The sequence below is a fragment of the Lentzea alba genome, assembly GCF_047445655.1.
GTDB lineage: Bacteria > Actinomycetota > Actinomycetes > Mycobacteriales > Pseudonocardiaceae > Lentzea > Lentzea alba_A.
This window is the reverse complement of the sequence record NZ_JAJAEG010000008.1, coordinates 144,184-157,377: the sequence shown is the minus strand read 5'-3', so window position 1 is coordinate 157,377 and position 13,194 is coordinate 144,184. Positions and strand designations below refer to the sequence as shown.

The following is a 13,194-nucleotide window of genomic DNA, read 5'->3' as shown; positions in this document are numbered from 1 at the left end:
GACCTGGGCCGATCTGAAATTGTCAGACCCCCGGCGTAACGTGCATGCCGTGGCTTTCGCAACCGAGCTCCCGCCAGAGGAGAGCACCGTCAGGGCGCACTCCGAGCACCGTCCCGTCGGCGACATCGTCCGCTCCGACGGGCAGTTCCGCGTGGTCAGCGACTACCAGCCGGCCGGTGACCAGCCCGCGGCCATCGACGACCTGGAACGCCGCGTGCGCGGCGGCGAGCGCGACGTCGTGCTGCTCGGCGCCACCGGTACCGGTAAGTCGGCGACCACGGCGTGGCTGGTCGAACGGCTGCAGCGCCCGACGTTGGTGATGGCGCCGAACAAGACCCTGGCGGCGCAGCTGGCGAACGAGCTGAAGGAGCTCTTCCCGCACAACGCGGTGGAGTACTTCGTCAGCTACTACGACTACTACCAGCCAGAGGCGTACATCCCGCAGACGGACACGTACATCGAGAAGGACTCCTCGATCAACGAGGACGTCGAACGGCTGCGGCACTCCGCCACGATGTCGCTGTTGACCCGGCGCGACGTCATCGTGGTCGCCTCGGTGTCGTGCATCTACGGCCTGGGCACGCCCCAGTCGTACCTCGACCGCTCGATCCGGCTGGAGACGGGCGTGGAGGTCGACCGCGACGCGTTCCTGCGCCTGCTGGTCGACGTCCAGTACACCCGCAACGACATGTCGTTCACCCGCGGCTCGTTCCGCGTACGCGGCGACACCGTCGAGATCATCCCGTCCTACGAGGAGCTCGCCGTCCGCGTCGAGTTCTTCGGCGACGAGATCGACAAGCTGTACTACCTGCACCCGCTGACCGGCGACGTGGTGCGCGAGGTGTCGGATCTCCGGATCTTCCCGGCCACGCACTACGTGGCGGGCCCGGAGCGGATGGAGCGGGCGATCCGCGACATCGAGGCCGAGCTGGAGACGACGCTCGCCCAGATGGAGCGCCAGGGCAAGCTGCTCGAGGCCCAGCGCCTGCGCATGCGGACGTCCTACGACATCGAGATGATGCGCCAGGTCGGCTTCTGCAACGGCATCGAGAACTACTCGCGCCACATCGACGGCCGCGGCGCGGGCACCGCACCGGCGACGTTGCTCGACTACTTCCCCGACGACTTCCTGATGGTCATCGACGAGTCGCACGTGACGGTGCCGCAGATCGGCGGCATGTACGAGGGCGACGCCTCCCGCAAGCGCAACCTGGTGGAGCACGGCTTCCGCTTGCCCTCCGCGCTGGACAACAGGCCTTTGACCTGGGAGGAGTTCGCCGACCGGATCGGCCAGGTCGTGTACCTGTCGGCGACGCCGGGACCGTACGAGATGGGTCAGGCCGGCGGCGAGTTCGTCGAGCAGGTCATCCGGCCCACGGGTCTCGTCGACCCCGAGGTCGTCGTCAAGCCGACCGAGGGTCAGATCGATGATCTGGTGCACTCGATCCGTGAGCGCGCCGAGCGTGATGAGCGGGTCCTGGTCACGACGCTGACCAAGAAGATGGCCGAGGACCTCACGGACTACCTGCTGGAGCTGGGCATCCGGGTTCGCTACCTGCACTCCGAGGTGGACACCCTGCGGCGCGTCGAGCTGCTTCGCCAGCTGCGGCTGGGTGAGTACGACGTGTTGATCGGTATCAACCTGCTGCGAGAGGGGCTCGACCTGCCTGAGGTCTCCCTGGTGGCGATCCTTGATGCCGACAAGGAAGGGTTTTTGCGGTCTGGGACCTCGCTGGTGCAGACGATCGGGCGTGCGGCTCGCAACGTTTCCGGTGAAGTTCACATGTATGCCGACAAGATCACCGATTCGATGCAGCACGCGATCGATGAGACCAATCGGCGGCGGGCCAAGCAGATCGCTTACAACACCGAGCGCGGGATTGACCCGCAGCCGTTGCGGAAGAAGATCACTGACATCTTGGAGGCGGTTTACTCCGAGGTGGAGGATGAGGTTCCGGTTGGTGGGTCTGGGCGTAACCAGTCCCGGGGTAAGCGGGCTACCGGGGAGGGTGGTCGGTCTGCTGGGGTGCTGCAGTCGCATGAGCGGGCCGGGATGGCTCGGTCTGAGTTGGCTGATCTGGTGCAGTCGTTGACTGATCAGATGATGAATGCGGCTCGGGAGCTTCAGTTCGAGTTGGCGGCTCGGTTGCGGGATGAGATTCAGGATTTGAAGAAGGAGCTGCGCGGGATGGATGCGGCTGGGGTGAAGTAGGGCGGGGGTGGCGCACTCGCCTTGCGAGACGCGACCGGGCGGGTGGTCGCCTTGCGGGCGGCGACCGTGCGTTGCGTGCTTTCCCTGGGGGACTCTGTCCCCCAGACCCCTGCCAATCTGATCAAAGACCGGCCAGCGCCGCGGGCGGGTTGATGGCACGCCTGTTACTTTGGGCGGCTGCCTGTTGCGTAGGGGTGCGGTCCAGTGGGTCCTGTCGCGAGTCGAGCTTGAGCGAGCGGCAAACGATCAGGCACGACTCGTGACGGGACCCACCGGACCACACGGAAAAGCATGCCTCGGCTTCGCCTTCGGGGCGCCTCGCCTCGCCTTCGGCATTGGCTGGTCAGAAGTCCCCGGCGTGCTTGAAGATCCAGCGTTGGTTGGTCTGGGACTCGCTGCCGATCAGGTGCCAGAGCTGTACCGGGGTGCCGTTGGAGCCGGTCTTGCTGGCGTCGGCGTCCACGACTTTGGCGGAGTGCTCGCCCATGATCCACCAGTAGCCGGGGGTGTTGGTGCGCAGTGACTTCCAGATCTGGTTCGTCTGGTTCGGGCCCAGGCAGTCCCACAGTTGCAGTCTGGTGCCGTCTGCGGTGCCCAGGTTTCGTGCGTCCAGGCAGCGGCCGCCTGCGACGCTGATCAACTGGTAGGTGTAGTTGGTGACCCAGTGGACTCGCCACATCTGGTTGTACTGCGTGGGTGGGTAGCAGTCCCAGAGTTGGATCGGGGTGTTGTTCTGGCCGTTCCATTGCGCGGCTGCGTCCAGGCAGCGGTTGTTGGCGCGATTCACGATGTAAACGACGTCGTCTTCGGCGTGTGCTGGGCCTGCTGACACCAGTACGCCGAATGCGGCCACCGCCAGGGTCGCCCACAATTTTCGGAACATGGATCCCTCCCTCAATTCCATGCGAACAGCGGCCAACTGTCCGGGAGGTGAACGGCGTGGTCAACGGCTTGGGAAGCGTTGAGAACACATGAGAAGCTGGGGTCATGGAGCAGGCTGGACTGCCGGGTGAACCGAAGACCTGGCGGGAGTTTCGCGGTGCGCTGAGAAACCTGATGAATCGGGCGGAGATGACCGCGCTCGCGGTTGAGCGAATGTCTGTCGATCCGGAAGTGCGCGGTGGGGGAGCGGAAAGCATCTCGGATGCGACGGTTGGTCGGAAAATCGCCGACAAAGACGAACCCGTTGACGCTCGGTCGGTGCGGACGATCGTTGTCACGTGTGGTGTTGCGGTTCAGCGGCGGGGGAGAGTGCCGGTCGACGCTGATGTCGATGCCTGGCTGCGGGCTCGTACTCGGCTTGTTGAGGCGCCCGTCGAGGAACCCGCTGTGGAACCTGTTGAAGAACTCACCGAGGTACCCGTCGCGGAGCCGTCGCGGCGCAAGGTCAGGCTTGGGTGGCTGGCGGCCGTGCTCGTGGTTGTGGTGGTGGGAGTGGTCGCCGCTACCACGAACGCCTGGCAGACGAAGCAACCCCAGACTCAGCAGCAGGTCCAGAAGCAGCCGCAGTCCTGTGCTAGTCCCGACCAGCCGGAGGTTGCGGGACTCACGATGACCGCGCCGGCGCCGGGCACGGTGGTGAGCGGTGACTCGGTGGCGGCGAGTGGGACTGTTGACGCGAAGCAAGGGGAAAGTTTGTGGCTGATGCTGCATGCCACGGTCGCGTGCAAGTACTACCTCGTGTCGCCGGTGGAGGTGTCGGGGCGGGCGTGGAAGAGCACGTTGTACGTCGATCCGGGGCAGCACGGGGTCTTTGGGGCTTACGTCGTGGTGGTTGGAGCGGCGGAGAACGATCGGTTGCTTGAGCTTGTTGCCGCGGGTGGGTCGCCGTTCATCGAGCGGTTGCCGGAGGGGGTCAGGGCGGTGCATGTGAGTGTGCGCTGCTGCTCCTGATGGCGCTTGACGGAAAACCTTTTCCCGGCCAGTGTCGATCTCGCGCACTCGCCGCTGCGCTATCGGGTTCGCTCGTCGGCGGGAGGCGTTCATGCTGCGCGGGGTGGCAATTGGTGCTGTGGTCGTTGCGGTCGCGGGGGCGTTCCTGGTTCCGAACGCCGGCGCCGAACGACCACCTGCGCCGCACCAGCTGCCGGTGGCGCCCAAGACCGTCACGCTTGTGTCTGGCGATCGTGTTGTGGTGCAAGGGGATCAGGTCACGATCATGCCTGGAGCAGGGCGTGACGAGGTGTTGTTCCACCAGCGGCGGACCAAGGACGGGCACGTTCACGTCGTGCCGCAGGACGCAGTGCAGCCGATGAGAAGTGGCAAGGTCGACAAGCGGCTGTTCGACGTCACGGCACTCATTGAGCAAGGACGTGACGACGGCAGCCGGGACACGTTGCCGTTGATCGTCGATCGCGAGGCGCGGGCGACGAACAAGAGCGAGCTCGGAGCTACCTGGGACGCGGTGAAGAGTGATCCTGGGATCCGGAACGTGTGGCTGGACGGGCGCGTCCGGTTGATGGACGCCGAGAGTTTTCCGCAGATCGGTGCGCCTGCAGCATGGGATCTCGGGCTCACCGGGCGTGGGGTCACGGTGGCGGTGCTGGATGGCGGGTACGACCCGGCACATCCCGATCTGCAGGGGAAGGTGCTGGAGGCCAAGGACTTCACCGGGACCGGGGTGAAGGACACGTACGGGCACGGGACGCACGTTGCGGCGACCGTGGCCGGTGATGGGGTGTTTGGGGGCGTTGCCAAACAGGCGCGGTTGCTCGTCGGGAAGGTGTGTGCGGCTGACACCTGTGACGAGTCGGCGATTCTGGAGGCGATGGAGTGGGCTGCGCCGCGGGCCGAGGTGGTCAACCTCAGTCTTGGCGGCGGGGCGACGGACGGCACGGATCCCCTGTCCCTTGCCGTCAACCGCCTCTCCGAGCAGCACGGCACGTTGTTCGTCATCGCTGCGGGCAACGAGGGTGATCCGCAGTCGGTGAGCAGCCCGGCGGCGGCTGACGCGGCGCTGGCGGTGGGCAGTGTCAGCAAAGGCGATCGGCTGAGCCGGTTCTCCAGTCGTGGGCCGCGGGTCGGTGATCTTGCGATCAAGCCTGACGTGCTGGCGCCCGGTGAGGACATCGGGGCGGCGCGGGCGGCCGGCACGTCGATGGGGGAGCCGATCGACGCGTTGCACACGCGGGCCGACGGGACGTCCATGGCCACGCCGCACGTTGCGGGAGCGGCGGCTCTGTTGAAGCAGGCGCATCCGGAGTGGTCCGCGCGGGAGTTGAAGGCAGCGCTCACCGGGACGGCCAAGTCGATCGGGCGCAGCGTTTACGAGGAAGGTAGCGGGCGGCTCGACATCGCGGCGGCGGTGGCGAGTTCGGTCGTTGCCACCACGTCGAGTCTGAACTTCGGGACGTTGAAGTTCCCGCACACCCAGCTGCCGCCGATCACGAAGAAGCTGACCTACCGGAACGCCTCGGCGCAGGCGGTGACCGTGCCGATCAACGCGAATCACGCGGCGATCACCACAAGTGCCAAGGAGATCACGGTTCCCGGCGGTGGATCGGCGGACGTCGAGGTGACCCTGGATCCGGCGAAGGTCGCGGTGGGGTCGGGCGGGGCGCGCATCACGGCGGGGAACAGTGCGCTCGCGGTCGGGTTCACCGCGGAGGCCGAGATGTACGAGCTGACGGTGACGACGATCGGGCGGGACGGGAAGCCGTCGGTTGCCGAGGTCAGCGCGTTGAACATCGGCAGTGGCGACGGCGAGGACTTCGCGCCGCCGGTCGACGGGGTCACGAAGCTGCGGCTGTTGAAGGGCAGCTACTCCGTGGACGCGCTGGTGCACGGCGATCACGAGCACACCTGGGCGAGCACCGGGAAGATCGAGCTGGACCGGCCGTTGGCGATCACGATCGACGCACGCCAGGGCAAAGGTGTCGGCGCGAAGTTCGACCGGACTGTGGCACGGAAGTACGTGGGGATCGACGCGGTCTACCAGGCCGGTGGCAGCAGGGTGCAGACCGGGGTTTCCACGCGGTCGCAGGACGCGTTGTTCGCGGTGCCGGCGAAGGCCGACCCCGCCTACTTCAACTTCGGCACGTTCCAGGTCTGGAGTGGCGGCGGGCACGAGTACTTCGTGGCGTCGCCGCACGAAGGAGGGATTCCTGACGCGCTGACGCCGCGCGTGCGGGACAAGGACCTCTACGCGGAGAAGGTGCGGTATCGGGCGCAGGGCACGCCGGCGATCGGGTCGCGTTCGTCGTCGCCGTTCTACGTGAAGGGGCAGAGCATCACGTTCGGCGTGGTGTTCGACCTGCCCATCCCGCAACGGCGCGTGGAGCACTTCACCGGGCGGCCGGACGTCAAGTGGGTCATGGACTTCTTCCAACGGCCGTTGTCGCAGCCGAACGTCGGGTTCGACGGGCACATCAGCGCCGGGCGGCCGGTGTTCCCGGCGGGGAAGACGGCTTCCAGGTCGTGGAACAGCGTGGTGGCCACGACGGATCTGAACCTGCGCGGGTTCCACGGGTTGGTGCGCTACGGGAACAACGGATACGTGCAGCACTGGCCGTTCGCGCCCGGTGAGCCGGACGCGTCGGACGAGTTCGTCTTCGGTGGACCGTACGTCCAGGCCAGGACACGACTGTCCACTGTGGATGGTCGCGTGCTCGTGGACAGCAGCGGCGTGTTCGCGAACTTCTCCCGGTTGCCGGAGGAGCCGACGCGGTACGTGCTGGACGTCGAGGCGTCGCGGAGCCCTAAGTGGACACCGTTCGCGCCGAAGGTGTCGTCGCGGTTCGAGTTCACGTCGGGCAAGACGGACGGGCAGGTGTACCTGCCCGTGCCCACGGTGCGGATCTCCGGGGCGTTCGACGACCTGAACCGGGCGCCGTGCGGTGTGTTCCCAGTGGACGTCGGTGTCGTGCCCCAGACCGGGTCGGTCGGGGCCGCGGAGGTGAAGAGCGTGACGGTGCAGGTGTCCACGGACGACGGCGTCACCTGGCGGAGCGTACCGGTCGTGGGGTCGAAGGCGCGGTGGAAGGCGCTCGTGCGGCATCCCGGCGGGGCGGAGTTCGTGTCGCTCAACGTGAAGGCGGTGGACGCGGCGGGTAACTCCGTCGAGCAAACCACTATCCGCGCCTACGGCATAAATCGCTCTCTGGGGTGAGATGTCGGCTGACAGCTTTCGTCACGGCCGATCACGGCAATGATCTCACGGTGGATGTGGACTACCACCTCGCCGCGGTGGAGCAGGCGCTGATCGCGATGCGGCGAAGTCAGTCACGTCGAGCCCTGGCCGAGCTGGCCGTGCCCGCTTTCGACGTGCTGGACGTCGTCGAGACAGCCGAGCGCACCGGCTTGCAGGCGACGGTTTCCAGTGTGGCGTCGGCGTTGCACGTCGATCAGCCGCGTGCCAGCAAACTCGTCACGAGCGCGGTCGACGCCGGCCTGGTGTCGCGGGTCGCGGACAAGGCGGACGGGCGGCGCGTGCTGCTCGTCCGCACGCCACGCGGCCGCGCGACCTCGGCCGAGCTGCACCGCGCCCGGCAGGCCGCCTGTGCCACGGCCATGGCGGACTGGTCCGATGCGGAACGGGTGGCGTTCGCGGAGCTGCTCACACGTTTCGTCGCGGTGTTCGGCGCGCGATAATCCCGTTGTGACAATGGATGAGCTGATCGCCTACTGCGCGGGGAAACCGGGCGCGGAGGAGACGTATCCGTGGGGCGACGCCGAGCTGGTGTGCAAGGTGGGAGGGAAGGCGTTCGCCTTCATCGGCCTCGACGTGCACACCGTCGGAGTCAAGTGCGGGGCCGACGCCGAGGCCGCCGCGTTGTGGCGGGAGCGCTTCCCCGACGACATCACGGTCAGCGGGTACATCGGGCGTTACGGCTGGAACACCGTCGCGCTCAAGGGGTCGGTGCCCGACGACGACCTGTTGGAGCTGGTCGACGGCTCCTACGAGGCCGTTGTCGCGCGGTTGCCGAAGCGCAAGCGTCCCTAGCCCTCTTCGGGCTGCAGGATGCCGAAGATGTTGTTCTCGGTGTCCTTGTAGTAGGCGAGCAGGCCGACGCCGGGCATCTTGTCCTTGGGCAACGCCACCGTGCCTCCGTTGACCTCGATGGCCGCGATGGTGACGTCGATGTCGACGACGCTGATCGTCATGACGTACCCGTGAACGGGCGCGTCGGGCGCGGGGTCGGGACCCCTGCGCGGCAACAGGCCGCCGTTGACGCCGGGCTGGTCGTCATCTCCGGTGGTGATGACCCAGTAGGGGATGTCGCCCCACTGCTCGATCTTCCAGCCGAAGACGGAGGAGTAGAAGTTCCGCGCTCGCTCGGGATCTGCGGCGTGGATCTCGAAGTGCACAGGACGTGACATGAACCGGCACGCTACTCCGGACTGTGGTTGTCCGCATTGGCTTCTACGGTGCCTTCATGGCTATCGAAATCCAGGTCTCGTTCGACGCGGCGGACCCCGGCAAGCTGGCTGAGTTCTGGGCGGAGGCACTCGGTTACGTGGTGCAGCCGCCCCCTCCCGGCTTCGACTCGTGGGAGGCGTTCGCCGAGGCCAACAACATCCCGGCGGACAGGCGGAACGACTACTCGGCGATCATCGATCCCGAGGGCAACGGCCCGCGGTTCTTCTTCCAGCGCGTGCCGGAGGGCAAGACGGCCAAGAACCGCGTCCACCTCGACGTGAACGCGGGTCTTGAGGCCGTGGATCGGCTCGTCGCCCTGGGCGCGACCAAGGTCGAGGAGTTCGACCAGGGCCCGATGGGGCACTGGGTCGTCATGCTCGACCCCGAGGGCAACGAGTTCTGCGTGCAGGGCTAGCGCGGTGACCACCGGCCTTTGCCCGTGGTCACCGCGCTAACTCGTGATGTCCTTCGTCTTGAACTGACGTGCCGCGAGCAACGTGAAGATGCCGCCGTAGACGAGCGCGGAGAAGGTTCCGCGGGTCATCTCCGACCAGTCGATGTCGGTCGAGAGCAGGTCGGCCCACGCCATCGCGTAGTGCGTCGGCAGGTAGTTGCGCAGGTCCCCGAGCGGCTCGATCTGGTCGAGGATCTGCGACAGGATCGACACCAGCACCGTGCCGCCGACCGCACCGAGCGGTGCGTCGGTGGACACGGACAGGAACAGCGCCAGGCCCGCGACCCAGAACAGGTTGATCGCGATGTAGCAGACCGCGAGCGCCATCCCGAGCACGCCGTCCGCGAACGGCGCCGCCTCACCGGTCGGGCTCACGACCTCGCCCGCGCCGTACCAGATGACACCGACCCCCAGTGCCACCGCGGGAAGCAGTGCCAGGGCGAAGACGCTCAGGATGCCACTGGCGAGGGCTTTTTGGCGGAGCAGGCGGTGTCGTGGGATCGGTGCGGCCAGCAGGTACTTGAGGCTCGACCACGACGCTTCGGAGGCGATCGTGTCGCCGAAGAACAGCGCCACGATCATCGGCAGCAGGAAACTGCCGCTCACGAATAGTGTCAGCACCACGAAGTTGATGCCGGAAGCCGTTGCGAGGTCTACGAAACCGCCGCTTCTGCGGTTCGGGTCGGACTGGCCGATCTCGAAGCTCAGGGCGAGGATGAACGGCAGGAGCACCAGGAAGCCCAGCACGAGCTGGGTTCGCCTGCGGCGGATCTGGCGTTGCAGTTCTACCCGGATTCGCAGCGTTTTCCGCGCCTTGTAACCCGTGGAGGAGCCGTCCGGGGCCACCTCGGTGTGCTGGTGGGCGGCCGCGTCGGTGAGTTCGGCGATCGCGCTGGGGTCGGTGTGGACGTCGTGCTCGTTCACCGGTTCACCTCCTGTCGGGCTGGTGCCTTCGTGCGGTTCGGGTTCGCGGTCAGCACCGGCTTGAGCGCGGGGGTGTCCGCGATCTCGGCCGTCACGTCGAGACCGGCCTCGGCCAGCACCTCGAGCGCGCCGGTGTCCGGGGCGCCCGCCGTGGTGGACGCCGCTGCCATCAGGAAGTCATTCACCGACCAGCTCCAAGAACGCGTCTTCCAGCCTGCGTCGCGGACCCGCCTGGTCCACCGCCACACCGGCGGCGACCAACGCCGTCAGTGCGGTGGAGCGCGGGACCCCGTTCATCGACGCGTGCACGGCACCCTCGTCCTCGTGCACGTCGTGCACGCCTTCGAGGCTGCGCAGGACATCGGCTGCCTTCGACGGGGAGTCGACGCGGAACGTCGCCTCGCCGCCGCCCGCCGCGATGTCCGCCACCTCGCCGGCGGCGACGAGTTGACCCTTGTGCATCACGACCACGTGCGAGCAGGTCTGCTCCACCTCGGCCAGCAGGTGCGAGGAGACCAGCACCGTGCGGCCCGCTGCGGCGTAGCGGCGCAGGACCTCGCGCATCTGGTGGATCTGGGGCGGGTCGAGACCGTTGGTCGGTTCGTCCAGGATCAGCAGGTCCGGGAGGCCGAGCATGGCTTGCGCGATCGCGAGCCGTTGGCGCATGCCCTGGCTGTACGTGCGCACGCGCCGGTGCACCGCGTCGCCGAGGCCCGCGATCTCCAGGGCCTCCTCGACGTGCGCTTCCTCCAGCGGCCGGCCGGTGGCGGCCCAGTACAGCCTCAAATTGGCGGCACCTGAGAGGTGCGGCAGGAAGCCGGAGCCCTCGACGAACGAACCGATGCGCGACAGCACGGGCGCGCCGGGCGTCACCTTGTGGCCGAAGACCCTGATGTGGCCCGCGGAGGGATGGATCAGGCCCATCACCATGCGCAGAGTGGTCGTCTTGCCGGCGCCGTTGGGGCCCAGCAGACCGAGCACCTGGCCGTGCTCCACGCGGAACGACAGGTCCTTCACCGCGGTCAGGCCGCCGGGGTAGGACTTGGTCAGACCGGAGATGACCAGCGGCACCTCGGACAACGAAGGATCCGAGTCGTGGGCCAAACGCCTCCGGAACATCGCGATGACGCCGGCGCCGATCAGCACCAGCAGCGCGATCACGATGCCCCACAGGGCACTCGTCGGGAACCCGGTCGTCACGTTGCGGCCCGGCACCACCGGCACCGAGATCTCGTCGGAGGCCAGCGAGATGCGGTACGCGGCGGGCTGTTCGGCGTTCGCGAACGCCTGGTCCGTGGTCGACACCACCAGTGCGAGCTTGTGCTCACTCTCTACGGGGCGCACGGCGGGAGGCAGCGTCACGGTCACCTCTGAGGCCGAACCGTCCGGCGGCAGCGCCACGCGGAACGGGGCGACGGCCGAGCCCGGGAGGACGCGGGTGCCGTCCGCGGACACGTCGTAGAGCTTGGCGAAGAGGATCGCCTCGCCGGTGTTCTGGTCGCCACGGGCCACGCGCAGCCGGACCGTGGATGAACCGGTCAGCAGCAGCTGCGAGTCCAGGGCGTCCGAGGTGAACACCGCGGCCTGGCCCGGCAGGTCGATCGACAGCCGTGAAGAGATCGCCGACGAACGGGACAGCGCGGAACCCAGGCCGGGCAGGTTGCTGATCGCCGCCGGGTTGCCGCCCGCCGGGTTCACGGCGACCTGCTCACGTCCGGACAGCTTCAGCGTCCGCCGCTCAGCAGACGACCCCGAGGACAGACCGGGGTAGGACGGCGCGACGACCGTGCGCAGCGAAGGCGTGCCGGACGAGCGGAACGCGCCCTGCACCGCGTACTCGAAGCCGGTGCCGGGGTCGTTGCCCTTGTTCTGCAGGTGGAACGCCATCCAGTCGGCAATCTCACCGCGCAGCGACGTGCCGGGGTTGCCGCCGTCGTGGCCGCCCGCGTACCAGACCATCTTCACCTTGCCGCCGGCCGCGGCGATCTGGCGCGCGGTCGCGTCGGACTGGTCGAGGCCGAACAGCGTGTCCTGCTCGCCCTGCACGAGCATCGTCGGCTGGGAGATCTGGTCGGTCACCGCGACCGGGGACGACTTGCGCAGCAGTTCCAGCGTCTGCTGCGACGCACGGCCTGTCGTCGCGACCTCCGTGTAGGCGGTGCACACCTCGGGGCGGAAGCGGCCGCACGCGCCCAACGAAGGCGTGGGCGGCGGCTGGGACCCCGCACCGGAGTTCCCTCCAGGCTGTTGAGCCGGCTGGTTCGCCTCGGTCTGGCCCATCTCGGGCGCTTCACCCGTGGGCGACGAGAGGTCGATCGACGTCATGCCGGCCGAGAAGAAGATGCCCGCCCACGACCGCTTGAAGACGCCGTCCTCGCTGAACGCGGTCGCCGCCGGGGTGGCGTCGGAACGCGGTGTCGCGAGCGCCGAGTTCGGCAGCAGCGACTGGGCGAGGTCGTTGTAGGTGATGACGGGCACGAGCGTGTCGACGCGCTTGTCGACACCGGCCAGCAGCAACGACAGCGCTCCGCCGTAGGAAGCGCCCGTGACACCGACGCGGGGGTCGCCGCCGCCGTCCTTCTGCACCTCGTCACGCGTGGCGAGGAAGTCGAGCAGCTTCTGGGCGTCGCGGACCTCGCGGTCGAGCGAGTTCAGCGCGATCTGGCCGGTGCTGCGGCCGAAACCGCGCGCGGACCACGTGAGCACGACGAATCCGCGCCGGGCGAACTCCTCGGCCTGGGTGTGCACGCTGCGGAGGCTGCCGCCGAAACCGTGCGCGAGCATGATCGCGGGCGCGGGAGTCTGCTGGGGGAGGTAAAGACGCGTCTCGATCGTCACCGTCTGAGCGCTGTCGGGGCTCTCAGGTGCGTCGATGTTCGCTTCTTTGAAGGAAACGGCCACGGGGTCGTCCCCAGATCGAGTGAAGTACACGCCGCCTGCGACGAGGGCGAGAACCACGATCAATGCGGGGATCGTCCACCTGCCGCGAAGGCGGGAGAGGCGGGACACAGTGATGACGATATGCGAGTTTTGCTGAGAACGGCCTGTCGGGATCCGGTCCCGGTCTCAGCATGAGTGGATCTTCAGCGGGGCTTCAGGTAGCCGCAGGTTCTGATCCGAACGACACGCTGTGTATTCCCGTTGCTCCAGGTTGCGTGGGTCTGCTCACCCTGTGTGGCGCTAACCGGCCTTCGTAGAGCACAATATTCACGCAGCATGGAGGGGAGTACTCCCTAAGCGGCGGTG

General features: G+C 67.5%; 11 protein-coding genes. 6 read left to right on the top strand and 5 right to left on the bottom strand.

Annotated elements, in window-relative coordinates; translation table 11 throughout:
* The first annotated feature begins 49 nt into the window (after positions 1–49).
* A complete protein-coding gene (gene uvrB / locus LFM09_RS15230; protein ID WP_414097081.1) occupies positions 50–2,212 on the top strand; it encodes an excinuclease ABC subunit UvrB in 2,163 nt (720 codons plus the stop codon).
* Positions 2,213–2,555: 343 nt separating this feature from the next.
* Here the strand turns inward: uvrB and LFM09_RS15225 are convergent, their stop codons facing one another.
* The gene (locus LFM09_RS15225) at positions 2,556–3,095 is read right to left on the bottom strand and encodes an RICIN domain-containing protein (protein WP_414097080.1); all 540 of its coding nucleotides are present in this window, start codon (positions 3,093–3,095) and stop codon (positions 2,556–2,558) included.
* Positions 3,096–3,199: 104 nt separating this feature from the next.
* On the opposite strand from LFM09_RS15225, the gene LFM09_RS15220 reads away from it, so the two are divergent.
* The 4 genes from LFM09_RS15220 to LFM09_RS15205 all read left to right on the top strand — a co-directional run bounded on the left by LFM09_RS15220 (position 3,200) and on the right by LFM09_RS15205 (position 8,153).
* Positions 3,200–4,105, top strand: a complete 906-nt coding sequence (locus tag LFM09_RS15220; protein ID WP_414097079.1) for a hypothetical protein — start codon at positions 3,200–3,202, stop codon at positions 4,103–4,105.
* A gap of 91 nt (positions 4,106–4,196) precedes the next feature.
* Positions 4,197–7,319: a S8 family peptidase gene (locus LFM09_RS15215; protein ID WP_414097078.1), complete on the top strand. Its 3,123-nt coding sequence runs from the start codon at positions 4,197–4,199 to the stop codon at positions 7,317–7,319.
* Positions 7,320–7,369: 50 nt separating this feature from the next.
* Positions 7,370–7,801 (top strand): MarR family winged helix-turn-helix transcriptional regulator, encoded by a 432-nt coding sequence (locus tag LFM09_RS15210; RefSeq protein ID WP_414097077.1) that lies wholly within the window; start codon positions 7,370–7,372, stop codon positions 7,799–7,801.
* 13 nt (positions 7,802–7,814) lie between these two features.
* Entirely contained in the window at positions 7,815–8,153 is a 339-nt protein-coding gene (locus LFM09_RS15205) for an MmcQ/YjbR family DNA-binding protein (protein ID WP_414097076.1), read from the top strand.
* Here LFM09_RS15205 and LFM09_RS15200 read toward each other — a convergent pair.
* A complete protein-coding gene (locus LFM09_RS15200; protein WP_414097075.1) occupies positions 8,150–8,530 on the bottom strand; it encodes a VOC family protein in 381 nt (126 codons plus the stop codon). The two genes, LFM09_RS15205 and LFM09_RS15200, sit on opposite strands and share 4 nt — an antisense overlap.
* Before the next feature lie 56 nt (positions 8,531–8,586).
* Here LFM09_RS15200 and LFM09_RS15195 point away from each other — a divergent pair, with 56 nt between their 5' ends.
* On the top strand, positions 8,587–8,985 hold the full coding sequence (locus LFM09_RS15195) for a VOC family protein (protein WP_414097074.1): 399 nt from the start codon (positions 8,587–8,589) through the stop codon (positions 8,983–8,985).
* 36 nt (positions 8,986–9,021) lie between these two features.
* Here the strand turns inward: LFM09_RS15195 and LFM09_RS15190 are convergent, their stop codons facing one another.
* The 3 genes from LFM09_RS15190 to LFM09_RS15180 are packed head-to-tail and all read right to left on the bottom strand — an operon-like array spanning position 9,022 to position 12,957.
* The gene (locus tag LFM09_RS15190; RefSeq protein WP_414097073.1) at positions 9,022–9,948 is read right to left on the bottom strand and encodes an ABC transporter permease; all 927 of its coding nucleotides are present in this window, start codon (positions 9,946–9,948) and stop codon (positions 9,022–9,024) included.
* Positions 9,945–10,133, bottom strand: a complete 189-nt coding sequence (locus LFM09_RS15185; RefSeq protein WP_414097072.1) for a hypothetical protein — start codon at positions 10,131–10,133, stop codon at positions 9,945–9,947. Before LFM09_RS15185 ends, LFM09_RS15190 begins: the two co-directional genes overlap by 4 nt.
* Entirely contained in the window at positions 10,126–12,957 is a 2,832-nt protein-coding gene (locus LFM09_RS15180) for an alpha/beta fold hydrolase (RefSeq protein ID WP_414097071.1), read from the bottom strand. Before LFM09_RS15180 ends, LFM09_RS15185 begins: the two co-directional genes overlap by 8 nt.
* Between the last annotated feature and the right edge of the window lie 237 nt (positions 12,958–13,194).